The 18,408-nt window shown below is 66.2% G+C and carries 23 protein-coding genes; 11 read left to right on the forward strand and 12 right to left on the reverse strand.

The genetic code is table 11. The annotated features are described in order from the left end of the window. Window positions 1-2: 2 nt before the first annotated feature. Window positions 3-707, reverse strand: a complete 705-nt coding sequence (locus tag ACNQS7_RS02775; RefSeq protein WP_418011332.1) for an MBL fold metallo-hydrolase — start codon at window positions 705-707, stop codon at window positions 3-5. Continuing rightward, entirely contained in the window at window positions 707-1,891 is a 1,185-nt protein-coding gene (locus ACNQS7_RS02780) for a PucR family transcriptional regulator (protein ID WP_418011333.1), read from the reverse strand. Before ACNQS7_RS02780 ends, ACNQS7_RS02775 begins: the two co-directional genes overlap by 1 nt. 178 nt (window positions 1,892-2,069) lie before the next feature. On the opposite strand from ACNQS7_RS02780, the gene ACNQS7_RS02785 reads away from it, so the two are divergent. Genes ACNQS7_RS02785 through ACNQS7_RS02800 form a run of 4 tightly spaced genes read left to right on the forward strand, consistent with a single transcriptional unit; the run spans window position 2,070 to window position 4,316 of the window. Further along, window positions 2,070-2,396: an ArsR/SmtB family transcription factor gene (locus ACNQS7_RS02785; RefSeq protein WP_418011334.1), complete on the forward strand. Its 327-nt coding sequence runs from the start codon at window positions 2,070-2,072 to the stop codon at window positions 2,394-2,396. Further along, a complete protein-coding gene (locus tag ACNQS7_RS02790; RefSeq protein ID WP_418011335.1) occupies window positions 2,393-2,797 on the forward strand; it encodes an SRPBCC family protein in 405 nt (134 codons plus the stop codon). Before ACNQS7_RS02785 ends, ACNQS7_RS02790 begins: the two co-directional genes overlap by 4 nt. A gap of 28 nt (window positions 2,798-2,825) precedes the next feature. After that, window positions 2,826-3,830 carry a synaptic vesicle VAT-1 family membrane protein gene (locus ACNQS7_RS02795; RefSeq protein WP_418011336.1) on the forward strand — a complete coding sequence of 335 codons (1,005 nt, stop codon included), beginning with the start codon at window positions 2,826-2,828 and terminating at the stop codon, window positions 3,828-3,830. A 42-nt stretch (window positions 3,831-3,872) separates the two neighbouring features. Beyond that, window positions 3,873-4,316 carry an SRPBCC family protein gene (locus tag ACNQS7_RS02800; protein ID WP_418011337.1) on the forward strand — a complete coding sequence of 148 codons (444 nt, stop codon included), beginning with the start codon at window positions 3,873-3,875 and terminating at the stop codon, window positions 4,314-4,316. Here the strand turns inward: ACNQS7_RS02800 and ACNQS7_RS02805 are convergent. Beyond that, on the reverse strand, window positions 4,313-5,875 hold the full coding sequence (locus ACNQS7_RS02805; protein ID WP_418011338.1) for a phytoene desaturase family protein: 1,563 nt from the start codon (window positions 5,873-5,875) through the stop codon (window positions 4,313-4,315). The genes ACNQS7_RS02800 and ACNQS7_RS02805 overlap by 4 nt on opposite strands. Window positions 5,876-6,034: 159 nt before the next feature. On the opposite strand from ACNQS7_RS02805, the gene ACNQS7_RS02810 reads away from it, so the two are divergent. Continuing rightward, window positions 6,035-6,622: a TetR/AcrR family transcriptional regulator gene (locus ACNQS7_RS02810; protein WP_418011339.1), complete on the forward strand. Its 588-nt coding sequence runs from the start codon at window positions 6,035-6,037 to the stop codon at window positions 6,620-6,622. Between the two features lie 11 nt (window positions 6,623-6,633). Here the strand turns inward: ACNQS7_RS02810 and ACNQS7_RS02815 are convergent, their stop codons facing one another. Beyond that, window positions 6,634-7,500 carry a LysR family transcriptional regulator gene (locus ACNQS7_RS02815; RefSeq protein WP_418011340.1) on the reverse strand — a complete coding sequence of 289 codons (867 nt, stop codon included), beginning with the start codon at window positions 7,498-7,500 and terminating at the stop codon, window positions 6,634-6,636. Window positions 7,501-7,595: 95 nt separating this feature from the next. On the opposite strand from ACNQS7_RS02815, the gene ACNQS7_RS02820 reads away from it, so the two are divergent. Together ACNQS7_RS02820 and ACNQS7_RS02825 are read left to right on the forward strand one after the other, a co-directional pair. Continuing rightward, window positions 7,596-8,003, forward strand: coding sequence for a tautomerase family protein (locus tag ACNQS7_RS02820; protein WP_418011341.1), 408 nt, complete (start codon window positions 7,596-7,598; stop codon window positions 8,001-8,003). Continuing rightward, on the forward strand, window positions 8,000-8,980 hold the full coding sequence (locus ACNQS7_RS02825; protein ID WP_418011342.1) for an NAD(P)H-dependent flavin oxidoreductase: 981 nt from the start codon (window positions 8,000-8,002) through the stop codon (window positions 8,978-8,980). The genes ACNQS7_RS02820 and ACNQS7_RS02825 overlap by 4 nt, the downstream gene beginning before the upstream one ends. Here ACNQS7_RS02825 and ACNQS7_RS02830 read toward each other — a convergent pair. After that, entirely contained in the window at window positions 8,977-10,416 is a 1,440-nt protein-coding gene (locus tag ACNQS7_RS02830; protein ID WP_418011343.1) for a class I adenylate-forming enzyme family protein, read from the reverse strand. The two genes, ACNQS7_RS02825 and ACNQS7_RS02830, sit on opposite strands and share 4 nt — an antisense overlap. 6 nt (window positions 10,417-10,422) lie before the next feature. After that, window positions 10,423-11,112 (reverse strand): hypothetical protein, encoded by a 690-nt coding sequence (locus ACNQS7_RS02835; protein WP_418011344.1) that lies wholly within the window; start codon window positions 11,110-11,112, stop codon window positions 10,423-10,425. A 178-nt stretch (window positions 11,113-11,290) separates the two neighbouring features. Here ACNQS7_RS02835 and ACNQS7_RS02840 point away from each other — a divergent pair, with 178 nt between their 5' ends. From ACNQS7_RS02840 to ACNQS7_RS02850, 3 genes are read left to right on the forward strand one after another with little or no spacing between them, the layout of a single operon-like run. Then, window positions 11,291-11,920, forward strand: a complete 630-nt coding sequence (locus ACNQS7_RS02840) for a nitroreductase family protein (protein WP_418011345.1) — start codon at window positions 11,291-11,293, stop codon at window positions 11,918-11,920. Beyond that, entirely contained in the window at window positions 11,920-12,414 is a 495-nt protein-coding gene (locus ACNQS7_RS02845) for an SRPBCC family protein (protein ID WP_418011346.1), read from the forward strand. Before ACNQS7_RS02840 ends, ACNQS7_RS02845 begins: the two co-directional genes overlap by 1 nt. Before the next feature lie 49 nt (window positions 12,415-12,463). After that, a complete protein-coding gene (locus ACNQS7_RS02850; protein WP_418011347.1) occupies window positions 12,464-12,958 on the forward strand; it encodes a hypothetical protein in 495 nt (164 codons plus the stop codon). A 1-nt stretch (window position 12,959) separates the two neighbouring features. On the opposite strand, the gene ACNQS7_RS02855 is transcribed toward ACNQS7_RS02850, so the two are convergent. From ACNQS7_RS02855 to ACNQS7_RS02865, 3 genes are all read right to left on the reverse strand, one after another. Then, window positions 12,960-13,382 (reverse strand): anti-sigma factor antagonist, encoded by a 423-nt coding sequence (locus ACNQS7_RS02855; RefSeq protein ID WP_055581708.1) that lies wholly within the window; start codon window positions 13,380-13,382, stop codon window positions 12,960-12,962. Between the two features lie 118 nt (window positions 13,383-13,500). Continuing rightward, window positions 13,501-13,899, reverse strand: a complete 399-nt coding sequence (locus ACNQS7_RS02860) for a phage holin family protein (RefSeq protein WP_418011348.1) — start codon at window positions 13,897-13,899, stop codon at window positions 13,501-13,503. A gap of 35 nt (window positions 13,900-13,934) precedes the next feature. Further along, window positions 13,935-15,002 (reverse strand): amidohydrolase family protein, encoded by a 1,068-nt coding sequence (locus ACNQS7_RS02865; RefSeq protein ID WP_418011349.1) that lies wholly within the window; start codon window positions 15,000-15,002, stop codon window positions 13,935-13,937. 67 nt (window positions 15,003-15,069) lie between these two features. On the opposite strand from ACNQS7_RS02865, the gene ACNQS7_RS02870 reads away from it, so the two are divergent. After that, entirely contained in the window at window positions 15,070-16,329 is a 1,260-nt protein-coding gene (locus ACNQS7_RS02870; protein ID WP_310766683.1) for a sialate:H+ symport family MFS transporter, read from the forward strand. A 23-nt stretch (window positions 16,330-16,352) separates the two neighbouring features. Here ACNQS7_RS02870 and ACNQS7_RS02875 read toward each other — a convergent pair whose 3' ends face one another. The 3 genes from ACNQS7_RS02875 to ACNQS7_RS02885 are packed head-to-tail and all read right to left on the reverse strand — an operon-like array spanning window position 16,353 to window position 18,390. Continuing rightward, a complete protein-coding gene (locus tag ACNQS7_RS02875) occupies window positions 16,353-16,790 on the reverse strand; it encodes a TA system VapC family ribonuclease toxin (protein ID WP_418015857.1) in 438 nt (145 codons plus the stop codon). Further along, window positions 16,777-17,034: a ribbon-helix-helix protein, CopG family gene (locus tag ACNQS7_RS02880; protein WP_418011350.1), complete on the reverse strand. Its 258-nt coding sequence runs from the start codon at window positions 17,032-17,034 to the stop codon at window positions 16,777-16,779. Before ACNQS7_RS02880 ends, ACNQS7_RS02875 begins: the two co-directional genes overlap by 14 nt. A 60-nt stretch (window positions 17,035-17,094) precedes the next feature. Next, window positions 17,095-18,390, reverse strand: coding sequence for a competence/damage-inducible protein A (locus ACNQS7_RS02885; RefSeq protein ID WP_418011351.1), 1,296 nt, complete (start codon window positions 18,388-18,390; stop codon window positions 17,095-17,097). Window positions 18,391-18,408: the final 18 nt, after the last annotated feature.

Raw genomic sequence — 18,408 nt, forward strand, 5'->3', positions numbered from 1 at the left:
CTCTAGGCGTTCGTCCGCAACCAATCGCGTTGACGGAGGACGAACGCTGCGTCGACCACCTGGCCGTGGCCGGGCACGAACCTGGCGTCGGGTCCCCCGATCGCCAACAGCCGGTCCAGGGTGTCCGGCCACGCCACCAAATCCGAGTCGGCGTCGACCGCGGGGTCAGCGGACTCTTCCACCAGGTCGCCGGCGAACACCACGACCGGTTCACCCGGCCGGGTGCCGGGAACCACCACGACCAGGTCGGAGCGGGTGTGGCCCGCGCCCAGGTGAGTGATCGTGACCGAGCGGCCACCGAGATCGAGCACCTGCTGCGAGATTCCGTGCGGCGGCACCCGCAAGGCCGCAATCGCCTCGTCAACCGCCGCCGCGTGGGCGCCGTGCGCCAACGCGTCGGCCCGCAGCAGATCGGTAGCCGACGACAGATAGTCGGCAACCTCCGGCGCGCAGTAGATCTCGGCTCCGGTGAACACCGAGGAGCCCAGGACATGGTCAAAGTGCTTGTGGGTCAACACAACGTGACTCACCGGTCGGGCGGCAAGCCGTCGGGCATCGGCCTGCACGGCCCGGGCCTCTTCCAGCGTGGTTCCGGTGTCGACGAGCAGCGTCGCGTCATGTCCGCAGACCAGGCCGACCGTGACGTCGCAGAAGGTCAGCCGGCATCGAAATACGTTGTCGCTGATTCTTTCCCAATTGAGATACATCAGGCCGGCTGCAACACGGCCGAGCCATACCAGTGGCAGACGAACAACGCGAGTTCGACGTCGGCCCGATCGTCGATCGGGCGGCCGCGGCGCATCACCGCGCGCTCGACCCGATGCCTCAGGTCGTTGAAACTGACATTGAGCTCCCGCGCCGCGGCTTCGTGCGTGGAACCGCGGTGCAGGAACACCCGCAATGTCTCACGCAGGACCGCGTCGTCCTCGGTGGCCGACGCCAGATCCCCCAGCACGTCCGCCACCCAGCCGCGGACCTCGCCGATGCTGCTGCTCAACAACGCCGCCGCCATCACCGCGGGATCGGTAGCCGCGACAAGCACTCGCCTGGACGCCTGTGGCCGGCGCTCCCCTGCCAGCGCGGCTGCCCGTGCACGCTGCGCCTGACGGTGGGATCGCCGGAAGCCCTGCACGCCGGAACCCAAGGCGCCCATGGCGATGTTCAGCAGTTCCGGACGCGCGTTCGTGTAGTCGCGGATCTGGCCGGTGAGTTGACCGGGTGCGGATTCGAAAGGCAGCCAGACCCAGGCGCCGGCACGGTCGACGGCCGCGAAGAGTGGTCTCGCCGAGGTGCCCACCGCCGCAGCCAAGTCGTCGATGAACAGTTGCAGCTGGGCCAACTCGTCGTCCGTCGCGTGCCAGATGATTAGCGCCAGGTGTTGTTGGTGCAGGGGGTAATCGATTGCCGCAGAGGCGGTATCGATGGCGATGGTGGTGTCGTCGCCGAGCAGGTCGCGCACGCGCATCGCCCTGATGCTGTTCTGATGCTCCAGCCATTGCACGTGCTCGCTTTCGTACGCCCCGACCAGGTGCTCTGAAACCCAGTCGACGTACTCGAAGACCACGGTGGTGATCGCCTCGATCGCCGCCACCCGTGTGGTCGGTTCGATCTGCAGGCCCCCCAATTCGGTGAACACCAGCTCGGTCATGTGGCGTTGCCCCAGTCGGTAGGCGCGCACCAGTGTGTTCACTGGGACGCCGTGGCGGGCGAGACGGCGGGCGTAGTCCATGGCCAGCCCGGGGACGATGGTTTCCCCGACCGGGACATCGTGCAGCAATGCCTGGAAGATCGTGTCCAGATTGGCCGCGACGCCGGCGTCGAGCATCTCGAACGGACGGTCCTCGCCGCACAGTTCCGGCATCTCGGCGACGAGCGCCGTGCAGATCGCCAAACTGATTCTGGTTGACCTGCTGCTGCAATCGGGAGGCGATCGAAACGACACAGCCGTGCACGTCTTCGGCTGCCGCGTCGTCGGTCACATGTTGAGACCTTAGATGGCTTGCGGATGGGTGGCCACATCGTGTCGGAAGAAGTTGACATGTCGGGAATTCCCGACATATAGTTCCTGGGTGGCCAACCCCGATCGCATCTGTGATCGCATCTTCACTGCGTTGGCAAACCCGGTGCGTCGCAAGCTTCTTGAGATCTTGAGCTGCCAGTCCCTGTCCGCCGGAGAGCTCAGCGAACGGTTCGATCTCAGTCGGCCTGCCGTCGCCGAACATCTCAAAGTGTTGCGTGACGCCGGGTTGGTGGCCGACGAAGCGCAGGGCCGCCGGCGCATCTACCGGCTGACGGCGGAACCGCTGGCCGAACTCGGCGACTGGCTGCACCCGTTCGAGAAGTTCTGGCGGGCAAGGCTTGCCGCGCTCGCCGAGTCAGCAGAGGAGCTGAAATGACGGAGCGGCAGGCTATCGAGGTGGACCAGTTCGTGGCCGCTGCGCCGGAGAAGGTGTGGCGGCTGCTGACCGAACCACAACTGCTGCGGCTGTGGTGGGCAGAGGGTGACGTGGCCCCGATCGTGGGCCACGAATTCAGCCTCGACATGCCCGGCTACGGCAGGCAGCCGTGCAAGGTACTCGAGGTGGATCCGCCGCACCGCTTCGTCTACAGCTTCACCGCGTCCTGGACACTCGCCTGGCGCCTCGAGGCAGAGGGTATCGGAACGCGGGTTTTCCTGTCGCACAGCGGCTTTGATCTCAGTGACAAGAGGATGGCCGACGCTTTCGGTCGCATGGGACCGGGCTGGCGTGAGGTGGTTCTTCCCCGGATGGCCGAGGCCATCGCGGTAGCCGGCTGACCCGAACTCAACCACGAGAGGAATGACAATGCGCGCAGTCGTCATCACCAAGCACGGCGACCCATCGGTACTGCAGGTTCAGCAACGGCCGGACCCGCCGGCTCCGGGCCCGGGCCAGCTCCGGATCGATGTCCGGGCCGCCGGGGTCAACTTTGCCGACCACCTCGCCCGCGTCGGCCTGTATCCCGACGCACCCAAACTTCCGGCCGTCGTCGGATATGAAGTCGCCGGCATCGTGACCGCCGTCGGCGACGGCGTGGATCCGTCGCGCGTCGGTGAAAGAGTGCTGGCGGGAACGCGTTTCGGCGGCTACGCGGAAATCGTCAACGTCACCGCCGCCGACTCCGTGACGCTGCCCGACGCGGTGAGCTTCGAGCAGGGCGCCGCGGTCCCGGTGAACTATGCGACCGCGTGGGCAGGCCTGCACGGGTACGGGTCGCTGCGCGCCGGCGAGCGGGTGCTCATCCACGCCGCCGCCGGGGGTGTGGGCATCGCGGCCATTCAGTTCGCCAAGGCCGCCGGCGCCGAGATTCACGGCACCGCATCACCGAGCAAGCACCGCAAGCTCACCGAACTGGGGGTGGACCGTGCGATCGACTACCGGCAGGACAACTGGTGGAAGGGCCTGGAGCCCTACGACATCGTCATGGACGCCCTGGGTGGCACCTCGCTGCGCCGGTCCTATCATCTGCTGCGTCCCGGCGGACGGCTGGTGGGCTACGGGATCTCGAATATGCAAGAGGGCGAGAAGCGTTCGCTGCGCAGGGCCGCGCCACACGCCTTGGCGATGCTGCGCGGCTTCAACCTGATCGACCAACTCTCCGAGTCCAAGACCGTCATCGGGCTGAACATGCTCAAGTTGTGGGACGACCGGGGCACTCTGGAACCGTGGATCACTCCGCTGAGTGAGGCGCTGCACGACGGTACGGTGTCGCCGATCGTGCACGCGGCGGTGCCCTTCGCCGAGGCGCCGGAAGCCCACCGGATCCTTGCGGCCCGGGAGAACATCGGCAAGGTCGTGCTGGTCCCCTGACCGGATGGTTTCAGCCGGCTCCGGCGTGGTTATGTTTGCGGCATGGCTGTCACCGAGTCCCGTGAGGTCGTCATCGAGGCGACGCCCGACGAGATCATGGATGTGTTATTCGACATCGAGACTCTGCCGGACTGGTCGTCGGTGCACCAAACGGTCGAGGTTCTCGAACGAGATGACCAGGGTCACCCGCTCAAGTCGCGCCAGGTCGTCAAACTCGTCGGTTTCACCGAGGAGCAGGAGCTGGCCTACACCGTGCACGACGACGGGGTGGGCTGGAGCCTGGTCAAGGCCAAACAGCAGAAGGCACAGAACGGCCGCTACACCCTGACCCCCGACGGTGACTCCACCCGCGTGCGCTTCGACCTGACTGTCGAACTGAGCATGCCGGTGCCCGGATTCTTTGTCAGACAGGGCACGAAGGTGTTGATGGACATGGCCACCAAAGGCTTGCGAAAGCGCGTCCTCAAGGTGAAAAAGGGCGGTTAAGTCGCGTCTTCGAGAGCCTGATACGCGGCGTTGTACCCAGGTGTGAAGGTGATGCCAGGCCCGCCATGGCAGCCGGCGCCGCCGAGATAGAGACCGGCGATCGGTATCGGGAAGTCCAGGAAGCCCCTTGGCCCGGGGCGGTTGGGCCCCATCAGGTCCGGGTGCAGCAGGCCGTGGCAGAAGTCGCCGGCGGGGGCCGCGAACATGGTGTTCATGTGATAGGGCGCGAACGTGATGTGGCGGATCACGATGTCCTTGAAGTTCGGGGCGAACCGGCTGATCTTGTCGATAACTCGTTGCGCCATCTCATTTTTGAGGTGTCCGTGCTGGTCGCGGGCAACCTCCACCGGGAACGCGTAGGCGTAGGCGCTGGCGGCATGCTTGCCGGGCGGTGCGAGGCCCGGGTCGTGCACCGACGGGATCTGCAGGCCCATCGAGGGGTTGTCCGGGACGACGCCGCGGCGGCAGTTCTCCCAGTGCCGCTGCTGCTCCTCGGGTGAGCCGAAGATGCCGACCGACATCTGCATGCCCTCTTCGTTCAGCAGCTCATAGGGCGGGGCGAATTCGGGCAGTCCGTCGAGGGCGAAGTGCATCTGGATGAAGGAGGCGCGGTGGTCGCGGTCGGATACACGCGAAATGAGTTCGGCGGGGACGTGTTCGGGATCGATCAGCCCGGTCAGGGTGAGGTCGGGCGCCAGGTTGGAGACCACGATGGGGGCGGTGATCGTCGAGCCGTCGCGCAGCCGAACCCCGGTCACCCTGGCGTTATCGATGAGGATTTGCTCGACCTTGGACCGGAACCGGATCTCACCGCCGTGCGAGACGAAAAGCTCGCGTAGATGTTCGGTGAGTGCGCCGATGCCGCCCTTGAGCTTGGTCATCATCGAGGTGCTGTTGTCGGGCACCGCCAGGGCGAAGGCCAAGCAGGTCGCGCTACCCGGTGTATACGGGCCCCGGTAGGTCGAGTTCACCGCCAGGAAGGCCAGCATGCCGCGCATCACGGCGTGCTTGTCCTTGTCGGGCAGATAGCGGTCGATGACGTCCATCGCAGATCCGAACAGCATCTCGTGGATCGCCCGTCGCTCGGCCTGGTTGGCCGCGCAGGCGTACATCTCGTCGAGGGTCTTCGGCGGTTGACGAACATCGAAGCGGCCCAGCGCTTTTGCCGGCCCCTGACTCCAGCCGATCAGCTCGGCCATGCCGGTGACCGCCTCGAAACCGTGCTTCTCCCCCAGGTGGGTCATCAACTGCATCGGGTCGCGGTAGAAGACCATCGGCTCCTCGCCGTTTTCGCCGATGTTGGTGGACATCACCTCCGGTTCCACCGTGGGTAGCGTGTCCAGGCCGAGATCTTTGGTGATCTGGCTCGCGGTGGGGAACTGGACCGATCCGGCGATCTCGTATCGGAAGCCGTCGATCAACTCGACGGTGGCCGCCATGCCTCCGGCGTAGGTGTTGGCTTCCAGGCACACCGTGCGCAGACCCGCCCGCTGCAGGATAGCCGCGGCGGTAAGCCCGTTGTGCCCCGCTCCCACCACGATCGCGTCGTAATCCGTCATCTGACCTCCTCGCCGAAGTCCGCATGGCAAGAATATGTCAGTACTGACATAATCGGAAGATGTCAGTACTGACTGGTCTTCCGCGCCGAGCAGACACAAACTCGCACGCGCCAGGGCCGCTTGGTGCGAGTTTGTGTCTGCTCGCGCGAGACTGGTGCGATGAACGGTCATGAGATCCGTCGCCGGTCGACGCACGAGGCGCTGCGACTGGCGGCACTGAAAAGCTTTGCCCGCGAGGGATTCGCGAACGTCACGGTGACGGAGTTGGCCCGCGAGGCCGGGGTCACCGAACGAACCTTCTTCCGGCACTTCCCGACCAAAGAGGCGGTGCTGTTCCAGGACTACGAGACGCAGCTGGAATGGCTGGCCGAGGCGCTGGCCGGTCGGCCGGCTTCGGAGTCGCTGTTCGACGCGGTGCTGGCCAGTGTCGCCGCCTTCCCCCATGATCTCGAAGTGGTTCGCCAGGCGGCGACCGCCCGTACCGAGTTGATCAGTGCCGAACGCATCGCCGGCCACCTGCGGGTGGTGCAAGCCTCATTCGCTGCCGTGCTGACCGATTTCGTCCGCGCCCGGCATGCCGAAGTGCCCGGCATCGACCTGGTCGCCGAAGTGGCCGGCTCGACGTTGGCCGCGGCTCTGGTTGTGGCCGTGGAGAATTGGGGACGCAATGGCTGCTCCGGCGATCTCGGCGAGTTGGTGGCCAAGAGCCTGGACCTGGTTCGCTCCGGGCTGGCGCCGCTGGCCTGATCGGGGCCGGCTCACCGGCCGGTGCTGACGACGGCCGCTTCCACGAAACGACGCAACGTCGCGTTACGAGCGCGCGGCAGGAACACCAACGAGACAGAGCTGGGCGGCGCCCCTCGCAGTGGAATGAACCTCACACCCGGGTGGATGTTGCGCCGCACCGCGACGTCGGGAATGACCCCGACACCACGGTCGGCAGCGACCGACTCAATCCATTCATCGAAGTTCGTTGTCTCTATTACCGTTTCGGGGCCTTCGCCGACTGGCCAGGACCACGGCCCGGTGGTGCCGCTGGTGGTGTTGACGACGAGTGGCAATCGAGGGATCTCCGCCCAGTCCAACTCCGATCGCCGCGCCAGCCGACAGCCGACCGCGCACACCGCCACCCGCGACTCGTCGAACAGGTGCACCACCTGCACGGCGGTCGCGGTGACCTCTCCGCGCACCACGGCGACCTCCACCTTGCCCTGCTGCACCGCGGCCAGCGCATCGTCGGTGCGGACCAGTTGCACCGTGGTGCCGGTGCTGTTCTCGAACCGGGCTACCGTCTGCTGCGCCCAGGGATCGGGCAGCAGCCAACTGAAACCCAACCGGATGCTGGCTTGTCGCCGCACCGCGTCGAAGCCACGGTCCAACTCGGCGAGGACTCGTTCGACATGCTCCAAGAACGTCTGTCCGGCCACGGTCGCCGCGACGTGCCGCGAACTCCGGTCGATCAAGGGGACTCCCAGCGCATCCTCCAGCTGCGCAACCGTTCGGCTCAATGCGGGCTGGGTGATGCTCAGTTCGGCCGCCGCGTTGGTGAACGACCGCAGTCGCGCCACTGCCTCGAACGCCCGCAAGTGGCGCAGCTCCACTCGGCCGCGCGACGCATCCGTCATGCCTGAAAAGCATAGATGTTTCGCGACAGGCATTTCACGCCCGGATTGCCCTGGCCTGGCTTGATGTTGACTTGAGCAGGAGAACGGAGGACGCCATGCCACTGCTGTACATCGACCTCATCGAGGGCCGCACCCCGTCGGAGGTGCACTCGCTGCTCGATGCCCTGCACGACGCGGTCGTCGAAGCGTTCGGGGTGCCCCCGCGCGACCGCTATCAGGTGGTGCGCACCCATCCGGCGCACGAAATCATCGCGCTGGATACGGGCCTCGGCATCGACCGCAGCCCGTCGCTGGTAATCGTGCAGATGGTGAGCCGGCGCCGCCCACCGGAACTCAAGCAGAAGTTCTACGACCTACTGGCGTCGAACCTCGCCTTGCGATGCGGACTGGACCCAGCCGACCTGATCGTCTCGGTCACCGAAAACCAGGACGAAGACTGGTCTTTCGGCCACGGCCGAGCGCAGTTCGTCACCGGGGAACTCGCAACGGAGGCACCACGGTGACGCTTTGGACGCCCCTGCAGACCCGCCTCACCGACTTCCTTGCCATCGGGCACCCGATCCTGCTGGCGCCGATGGCCATGGTCTCCGGTGGCCGGCTGGCGGCGGCGGTCACCGCCGCGGGCGGCCTGGGGCTTGTCGGTGGCGGCTACGGCGACCCGGCCTGGCTGCGGTCTGAGATCGCCCAGGCCCACGGTGCTCGCATCGGGTACGGCTTCATTACCTGGAGCCTGGCGCAGACACCTGATCTGCTCGACACCGTGCTGGCGCAGCACCCGCCGACGGTGATGCTGTCCTTCGGTGACCTGCAGCCGTTCGCGGACCGCATCCACCGCGCCGGCGTTCCCCTGACCGCCCAGGTGCAGAACCTTGCCCAGGCACGCCGGGCGCTGGATGCGGGCGCCGAGATCATCGTCGCCCAGGGCAGTGAGGCGGGCGGGCACGGCATGAGTGTCCGCTCCACATTCGCGCTGGTGCCCGAGGTCGTCGACCTGGTCGCCGAACGCTCACCCAAAACGTTGGTGGTGGCCGCCGGAGGTGTCGCCGACGGCCGCGGCCTGGCCGCGGCGCTGGCGCTGGGCGCCGACGGGGTGTTGGTCGGTACCAGATTCTGGGCGTCCGACGAAGCGCTGGTAGCGCCCGCAGCGCACCGGCGGGCCATCGCGGCTGACGGGGATGAGACAATCCGTACTGATGTCTTTGACGTTGTGCGGCAACGGCATTGGCCGGAAGGCTACGATTTGCGGCTGGTGAGCAACGCGTTGGTTCAGCGCTGGCACGGCCACCGGGACGAGCTGCTGGCACGGCTGCCCGAGGCCGTCACCACCTACCGGGAGGGCGTCGCCGCCGAGGACTTCGAGGTCGACACCGTGCTGGTCGGCGAGGCGGTGGGCCTCGTCCGCGATGTTCGGCCGGCCGCGGACATCGTGACCGCGATGGTGCGTGACGCGGCGCGGATCCTCAACCGGGCCGGCGATTAGGAACGTTGGCAGATCAGCTCGGCCAGCAGGCGGCGGTCCACCTTGCCGGTCGCGTTGTAGGGGATGTCGTCGACGACCGCCAGCCGTTCGGGCAGCTTGAAGTAGGCGATCAGGTCCCGGCAGTGCGCCCGCAACTCCTCGAGCGTCACGGGCACCCGGGCCACCACCGCGGCGCCCACCCGCTGGCCCAGTTCGTTGTCGGACACTCCGGCGACCGCGACGTCGCTGACCGCGGGATGTGAACGCAGCGCCTCCTCCACCTCGACGGGACCGAACTTCTCACCGCCGCGGTTGATGGTGTCGCGCAGTCTGCCGCTGGGAAAGATGTAGCCGTCGGCATCCACCCGGCCCAGATCGCCGGTCCGTAACCACCCCGCGACGGTATTGACCGGCGAGTTCACCCACAACTCCCCGACCTCGCCAGACTGCACGTCGGCGCCGGTGGCCGGATCGACCACCCGCACCTGCACCCCCGGTAGCGGTCGGCCGACCGATCCCGCCCGGGACGGATCGTGATGATCCTGCGGTGGCAGATTGGCGTAGGTGCCCAACGTCTCCGTCTGCCCGAAGACGTTGGTGAAGGCCACATTTGGCAGCGCTGCTATCGCCTTGCGCATCAGCGCGGCAGGTGCGGCGGCGGCACCGTAGGTGAGGGCCGCCAGCGAGGACAGGTCGGCGGCGGCGAAGTCGGGATGCTCCAGAATCCGGTGCAGCATCGTCGGCACCAGGAACATGCCGGTGACCCGGTGACGCGACACCAGGCGCAGCCATTCGCCGGCGTCGAACCGTTGCTGCACCACCAGCGTGTTGCCCGAGTACAGGCTGGCGAGCAGCCCCAGGGAACCACCCACGTGGAAGTAGGGCACACACATCATCACCGTCACGGGCGGCGTTTCGGGCGCGAAGGGGCGCGAGGTCCTGTTCAGGCGCGCCGCCAGTTGACGAGTGCCGATTTCGACGGTTTTGGGCAAACCGGTGGTGCCGCTGGTGAACAGGACCATCGCGGCGCGATCGGCGTCGTCCGGGGCGGCGCCCGACGGCACCGGCGCGTCGTCGGCGACGAGATCGATGGCTGTCAGTGCCGTCGTCGACCCGGGAAGCCGGTCTACGAACGCGTCCCCTGCGACCGCCACTGGGCAGCAACCGGCGTTGTCGAGCAGGGCCCGCACCTCCGCGGGCCTCAACGCGGGGTTCATCAGGGCCGCGGTCGCCCCGATTCGCGCGGTGCCCAGCAGCGACGCGATAGACAGCACGCTCGCCGTGTCGACGACGGCGACCCGGTCGCCAGGGTTGACCCCCGCGGCTGTCAATGCGGCGGCGCAACGGTGCGCCGCCTCATCGAGCGTCCGGTAGCTGATTGCTTCACCGTCGATGATCAGGGCGGTCCGCTGCGGATCGGCGACCGCGGCGGCGTCGATGATCGTCCCGAGGTTCATGGATCCTTAGTACAGGGGCGACCAGGTGGAGGTGCGCAGCAGCCGGCTGGTCCACTGGTCGCGCAGGTCCAGCGCGTCGTGCAGCCAGGTTCCGGGAGTGCGGTACTCGGCCGGGATGTGGGTTCGGAGCAGGTCCAGCAGCGCCTCGGGCCGGCTGATCCGTTGCATCAGAATGACTTCGCGGCGTAAATGGCTGCCCAGCGCCGGCTGAAACGAGGCATCCATCTTCAGCATGGACGACGGCTGCTCGAGACTGCGGGCATACACCTCGCCGCACCGGACGATGTACTCCTCGAACTTGTCCTCATAGGGCCACATGGTGTCTTCCATGTAGAGGCTCATCTCGTGCTCGCGGCCGTCCACCGGCACCTCGTCGAAGCTCACTTCCTGCATCGGCGACCACGGGAGCGGTACCAGCAGTTTGGCGTCGACGCCGTGGCGCAGTTCGTCGGTGTGATGCATCCAGTCCCGCAAGTCCCCCTGCTGAACCCGCTTGGTCAGCCGCTCCCAGGCCGCTCCGTCGCGCACCGCGGTCATGGTGATGACGGTGTAGGCGGGTCCACTGCCCTGCGCCTGGTTGGTGTACCAGAGCAACCGCGCCTCGTCGCCGGCCGCCAGCATGGGCAGCCACCCGTCCCGGAAGGCGGCCTCGAACTCGTCCTCGGAGCGACCTCGCACCGTGTGGACTTCGTGCATGAAAAGCAACGCCCAGGACCTCCCACGCGGCGCTGCCTTCTGAACGCCCGCTCGCTCTCTTACTGGCAGGACGTTAATAGCAGGAAAGCATCCTGTCCACGTGGGGCCGACGCCCGCGTCAATTTACGCCTTCGCGGTACTTTCAGACACGGACCGGCTGGCTGGTGAAAGGGACCGGATGGATATCGCTTCAGTCGACGAACTGCTCACCACGACCCGGGCGGTACGCAAGCGTCTCGACCTGACCCGGCCTGTGAGCCGTGAGGTGATCATGGAATGCATCCGCCTGGCGATGCAGGCGCCCACCTCCAGCAACACACAGGACTGGCGCTGGGTCGTCGTCACCGATCCCGGCAAGCGCGCCGCGATCGCCGAAATCTATCGCAGCGTCGGCGCCGAATACCTGGTGCACGCGGAAGCCAACGCCGAGGATCCGCAGACCCGCCGCGTCTACCGCAGCGCGTTGGGCCTGACCGAAACGTTGGCGCAGGTTCCGGTGCATGTCATCCCATGCCTCCTGCAGCCGATCGACGAACGCAATCGGCTGGTCGCCGCGTCGGCCTGGGCGTCGATCATCCCGGCCGGCTGGAGTTTTCTGCTGGCCTTGCGGTCGCGTGGCCTGGGCTCGGTCTGGACGACGATGCACCTGGCCAAGGAACGTGAGGTCGCCGACCTGCTCGGCATCCCAGGCACCGTCACTCAGGCCGCACTGTTTCCGGTGGCCTACACGATCGGGACCGACTTTCGTCCCGCCGCGCGGCCACCCGCGGAAACGATCACCTTCTTCGACGAATGGGGTGGAAGCTGATGCAGTCCTACACCGTGCGCTTCCACGTCGACGCCCCGCCGGCCAGGGTGTGGCGGGTGTTGCATCCCCCGGTGCCGCCGGGCTCCCCGCGGCCACGCGTGCTGAGCTGGCCGACGGGCAGCATGGAAATCCTCAACGAGGGCGACGAGGCGGGTGAGGGACTTGTGCGCACCTGCGTATTTCCGGTGCCGAGGTATCTGCTGTCCGGTGGCAGGGGGCGGTCGTGGGAGACCGTCACCGAGGCGAAGATCAATAAGTTGTCGAGATATGTCGCCATCGGCAAGCCGTTGTGGTCTCGGGCTGAGGGTTACCACCAGCTCGACGAGCAGCCCGACGGCACCACCGTGCTGACCTTTCACGAGACTTACCACGCGTACAACCCGATGCTGCGTCTGCTGCTCGAGCGTCCGGTGCATGCCCGGATCTCGCGCGACAATCTCGACACCTACGAGCACGCGCTCGGTTATGCCGGCGCGGTGCGCCGTCTGAGCTGATCTGCGGACAGTTCGAAATCCGCCGCCCTGCCCGGTAGGCTAGTTAGTTATGGGCTCTAAGCAATTAGCGATTCGCGGCGGCGCCGCAGCGCTGATGGTTGCCGGATGGTTCGGTGCCGTCGGTATCGCCGCCGCCGACCCCGACCCCGACCCGACGCCCGCCCCGGCACCGGCCCCCTCCCCGAGCGCGGCCCCGGCTCCATCGGCGGCCCCGGCGGGAGCACCCAAGACGACTATCGACCACGACGGCATCTACACCGTCGGCACAGACATCGCGCCCGGCACGTACAGCACGGCCGGACCTGTCGGCACCGGCACCTGCTACTGGAAGCGCACGGGAAACCCCGACGGCGCGCTCGTTGATAACGCGATGACCAAGAAGCCTCAGATCGTCCAGATCGAGCCGACCGACAAGACCTTCAAGACGAGTGGCTGCCAGCCGTGGCAGCCGACCAGCGACGCCCCGCCGCCGAACGCTCCGGGGCCGCAGGTGCAGGCCGGCCTGGGAATCCTGAACGGATTGCTCGCGCCGCACGGCCCCTGATCTAGGCGGGTGGCGCCAGCGCCGTCTCGACGGTGGTGTACATCGGCAGCAGCCGGCGCAGACCGCACGCGGCGATGGTGCGGGCGACGATCGGCTGGTTGCTGACCAGGCGCAGGTTGACGCCACGACGGCGGCAACGTACCGATTCCTGGGCGAGCACGGCGTACGCGCAGGAACCCAGGAAGTCCAGTTCGCGGATGTCGATCACGAACGGACCCGGTGCGATAGCGATTGCGGCGCTCCGGTTCACCAGCCGCTGCCAGATGACTTCGTTGCTGGCGTCGATGTCACCGCCGACGTGAACGACCACCGCTGACCCGGTGCATTCGGTAACCGCCCGCAGACCGCTGTTCGGGTCCCCCAGTTGTGAACTCAGCCGCGTCGTCGATGGAGCTGGCGACGATCCGATCGCGACAGTCTTCATTCGGCAGTTTCCCGTCTTCGTGTGGATCGCGTCGTGAGCACGGCTTAATCAGCATATGTGTAACAGGGGCTGACAACATAGGATGTCCACACGAATTTTCCGGTTGAGAACCCCGGATTTACCGGCGGTTCCGGGTGGCCCGGCGGGTCAGCAGCGACAGCAGCCAGCTAACGATCGACAACAGGATCGCCGCCCAGATCGCGGTCCACCAGAAGTGGTCGATCTGCAGACCCCAGTGGGTGGTGTCTTTGGTGATCTGCGCCGTGATCCACAACATGAATGCGTTGATGACGATGTGGAAGAGCCCGAGTGTCAGGATGTACATCGGAATCGACAAGATCTGCACGATCGGTTTGACGATCGCATTGACCAGTCCGAAGAGCACCGCGACGACGAAGATGATGCCGACCCGCTGCAATGTGGTGTTACCACCGACGAATGTCAGCCCCGGTACGAAAAGGGTGACGACCCACAGCGCGAGTCCGGTCACTGCCGCGCGGAGCAGAAAAGCCACCATGCGCCGATCCTGCCACCGAACCCGCGCCGGAATGCCTAATTCAGCCCATAGAAGCGTTGCGCATTGAGCCCGCCGATCTTTTCGCGTGACTGCTCGCTGATATCGGGCCGGTTCCGCAAATGCTTGGTGCTTTCCGGCCACTCCCCGTCCCAGTGCGGGTAGTCGCTGGCGAACATGATGAAGTCGTCGCCCAGCACGTCGATCACCCCGGGCAGGATCGGCTCTTCCGGTTCGCACGTGACCCAGATGTTGCCGGCGCGCAGGTACTCGTTCGGATCGCGGCGCCAGCCACCCTCGATCCAGTCACCGCGCTTCTCGTAGTGCTCGTGCAGGCGATCGATGAAGAACGGCACCCAGCCGGCACCGGCTTCCAGAAAGGCGACTCGCAGTCCGGGGTGGCGTTCGAACACGCCGCCGGACACCAGGGCGGTCATCGCGGTCATCTGGTCGAACGGGAAGCTGATGCAGTGCACCTGGATGTAGTTGGTGAAGCGGTCGACGCCGATCTTCGGTAGGTGAATGCCGGGCGCGCCGTGAATGCCCAGCGGCATGTTCAGATTTACGGCGGCGGCGTAGAAATCGTCGAGGTCGGGGTGGTCGAGGTTGCGGCTCTTCAGCGCCGGCGGAACCAGCGTCGCGACCAATCCCAGCTCTTTGGCCTCGGTCATGACATCGATGGCCACCTCACCGTGTTCGATCGGTGTCACGGCCACCCCGCGGAGCCGGCCGTGCGTCGGCTCGCAGAAGTCCGCGATCCACTGGTTGTAGAGCCGCGCGAAACCGGCGGCGAAGACCGGGTCTTCGAGGCTTGGTACGCAGAGCCCGAGGCTCGGATAGAGCACCATCGTGTCCAGATGGTCGCGGTCGGCGTCAGCCAGCACACCCTCGGCGGTCGAGCAGTTGATGTCGGGGGCCTTGGTGATGCCGTGTTCCGGTGGGCACCCGGCACCAGGGCCGGTGTCTTCGGGATAGTTGCGCCCTTCGATCGTCAGGCGCGGCCGCCGATCGTTGCTCAGCTGGACGTGATCCGGCCAGCGCTTCAAGGCTTCGAAGGCGAGCGTCGAGTTCTCGGCGACGTGTCCATCGGCATCGATGATCCGCATATATCCGGAACATACCCGGTCGCGCGCCGGACTCGCGGTATGGCGACACGTAGGCCACGATGCTCTCGTGACCAGACAGCGGTTGACCAGCGATCAGCGCAATTCCTTTTTGGCGGCCTTCCTGGGCTGGACCATGGACGCGTTCGACTTCTTCATCGTCGTGCTGGTTTACGCCGACATCGCCGAGACGTTCCACCGCAGCAAGACTGAGGTCGCCTTCGTCACGACGGCGACGCTGGTGATGCGACCCGTCGGCGCGTTGCTGTTCGGGCTGTGGGCCGACCGGGTCGGCCGACGGCTCCCGCTGCTGGTTGACGTCCTGTTCTATTCGGTGGTGGGCTTCCTGTGCGCGTTCGCCCCGAACTTCACGGTGCTGGTGATCCTGCGGTTGCTCTACGGAATCGGCATGGGCGGCGAGTGGGGACTGGGCGCGGCGCTGGCCATGGAGAAGGTCCCGACCGAGCGGCGCGGCTTTTTTTCCGGCTTGCTGCAGGAGGGCTATTCGTTCGGCTACCTGTTGGCGAGTCTGGCTTCGCTGATCGTCATGAACGGATTCGGCCTGTCCTGGCGCTGGTTGTTCGCACTGAGCATCATCCCGGCAATGATCAGCCTGATCATCCGTTATCGGGTGGAGGAGTCCGAGGTCTGGGAAGCCGCACAGGACCAGATGCGGCTGACCCAGACCCGGGTGCGCGACGTGCTGCGCGACGCCAAGGTCATCCGGCGTTTCGTCTACCTGGTGTTGCTGATGACCGCCTTCAACTGGATGAGCCACGGCACCCAGGACGTCTATCCCACGTTCCTCAAGGCGTCCGTCGACCACGGCGCGGGGCTGTCCAGCGCGACCGCCCGCTGGATCGTGATCGTCTACAACATCGGGGCGATCGTCGGCGGCCTCATATTCGGCACCTTGTCGCAGCGGTTCGGCCGCCGCTACACGATCGTGTTCTGTGCCGTGCTGGCGCTGCCGATCGTGCCGATCTTCGCCTATTCACGCACCGCGGCGATGTTGTGTCTGGGGTCGTTTCTTATGCAGTTCTTCGTGCAGGGCGCCTGGGGTTGCATCCCGGCGCACCTCACCGAGATGTCCCCGGACGCCATCCGCGGTCTGTATCCCGGTGTGACCTATCAACTCGGAAACCTGTTGGCGGCGTTCAACTTGCCGATCCAGGAGCACCTGGCCGAAACGCACGGCTACCCGTTCGCATTGGCGGCGACGATCGTGCCGGTGTTGGTGATGGTGGCGTTGTTGACGCTGATCGGCAAGGACGCCACCGGAATTCGGTTCGGCTCCTCGGAGAGTGCGTTTCTGCCGGCTAACAGCTGAGTCGCCAAAATGGTTGTCTACGATCAGGATTCGAGTTCCAACGGGTGATTCCAGCGCAGTCGCCGGAAACGCGCGAATCCACGATCCGCGCTCAGCCACGTCGCATTGTTTTCCAGCGCGTAGGCGGCAAGGTAAGCATCGGCAACATCGTTACCACGTGCGTCGATGTCCCCGGCGAGCCGCCGGAAGAGGCCCCAATGGCGCTCGCCCGGTCTCAAGTGCATGGCCGCGGGAGCGGCCAGCAAGGCTTCGACCGCCTGCCAGGCCTCATCCGCCGTCGTCGGCTCGCGAAAGATTCTGCGGCTGGATACAACCCGCACGAAGCCACTTAAGCTGAGGTCGGGTAGACCCAACGGCTGGTCGTCGTTAGCCAATCGCTCGAGCAGTCGTCGATACTCGGCGTTCTCCGGCAGGTCCTGCCGGTGCGCGTAAACCAGAACATTGACGTCAACGCACAGCATCGAGTGCGGCGCCTTCATCCATTGCCTCGGCGACAGCCGAGTTCGACGACAGGTCCACACCCGTCCGGAGTCCGCCGCTACCGGAGGTCCTGACTATGTAGGCAGCCTCGTCTCGCCGTTCAGCCGGATGGAGACCACGGCGGACCGCGTCCTCAAGGACAGAGGCTACGGTGCGCCCCGTCCGAGCAGCCTGAGCTTTCACCTGGCGGTAGAGCTCGTCGTCGATTCGGATAGTGGTGCGCACGTGTCACCTTAGCATCACTGCCAGGCATCAAGATGTTCGCTCCTGATGGTGTTCGCTGCCTCAAGCCGAACTTGAATCGCTTAGCGCGCGCAGTAGCAGGTGCATGGCCACCGTGGTGGAGCGTTCCCGAACGTCGGAGCGGTTGCCGGGCAGCCGCAGCGTGCGGGTGACATTCGGACCGTCACTGCGTGCGACTGTGAAACAGACTGTGCCGACCGGCTTTTCCTCGGTTCCGCCGCCCGGGCCGGCGATGCCGGTGATGGCGACGGCGGTATCGGCGTCGAACCGCTTGAGCGCGCCCGCGGCCATCGCCTCGGCCACCGGCTCGGAAACCGCGCCGTGTTGTTCGATGAGGGCGGCGTCCACGCCGAGCAACTCCACCTTCGCTTCGTTCGAGTACGACACGACGCCGCCCGTCACGTAATCCGAGGATCCGGGGCGGTCGGTCAGCCGCGCCGCCAACAGCCCGGCCGTACAGGATTCCGCCGTCGCGATGCGGCGCCCGGCCAGCAGCCGCGCGACCAGATCGTCGACCTGCGAACCGTCTTCGGAGAACACCTGGTCGCCGTGCCGGTCGCGCAGCAACTGCGTCAGTTGCGCGTAGGTCTGCGCGGCGTCGGGTTCGTAGCGGGTCACGATTTCCAGTTCGCCGCGTCTGAGGCAGGTGGTGATCTCCAGCGCGGCGAATCCGGGGATGGCAGTTTCGGCCTCACGCAACGTCTCGGCCAGTCCGGATTCCGGCAGGCCGAACATCCGCACCATGTCCTGGCGGTAGACGGTACGGCCGGCGATCGCGTCGCGTACGCCGTCGGTTTCAATTGCCTTGTGCCACATGGGTTGTAGCTCACGCGGCGGACCGGGCAACACCAGCACCGCCGGCTTTCCGGCCACCACGACGCCGGGCGCGGTGCCCACCGGGTCGAGGATCTGCGAGCCGACCGGAACCATCGCCTGCTTGCGGTTGGCCGCCCTTACTGATTCGAACTTTCCCGGCTCCATCAGGGCGGCGAACGCCGGGTTGCGCGCCATCAGGGACCTGAGAATCTCGGCGATTCTGTTTTCGAGGGCTTCGTCGAGCTTGAGTTCGCGGCCGCAGAAGCGGGACACCACTTCCACGGTCATGTCGTCGGCCGTCGGGCCCAGGCCGCCGCTGGTGATGATCAGGTCCACACCCTGCTCAGCCAGGAACCGCAGCTGCGCCTCGATGTCGGCGGGGCGGTCACCGCAGATGGTGATATGTGCCAGTTCAACGCCCAATTCCAGCAGCCGGTCGGCGAGCCAGGGACCGTTGCGGTCCTGTACCCGTCCGGTCAGGACCTCGGTGCCGGTGACCACGATGCCTGCGCGTGCGCTCACGGTGCCGAGCCTACGCAA

The organism is Mycobacterium sp. 23, from assembly GCF_048287075.1.
GTDB classification, from domain to species: domain Bacteria; phylum Actinomycetota; class Actinomycetes; order Mycobacteriales; family Mycobacteriaceae; genus Mycobacterium; species Mycobacterium gordonae_B.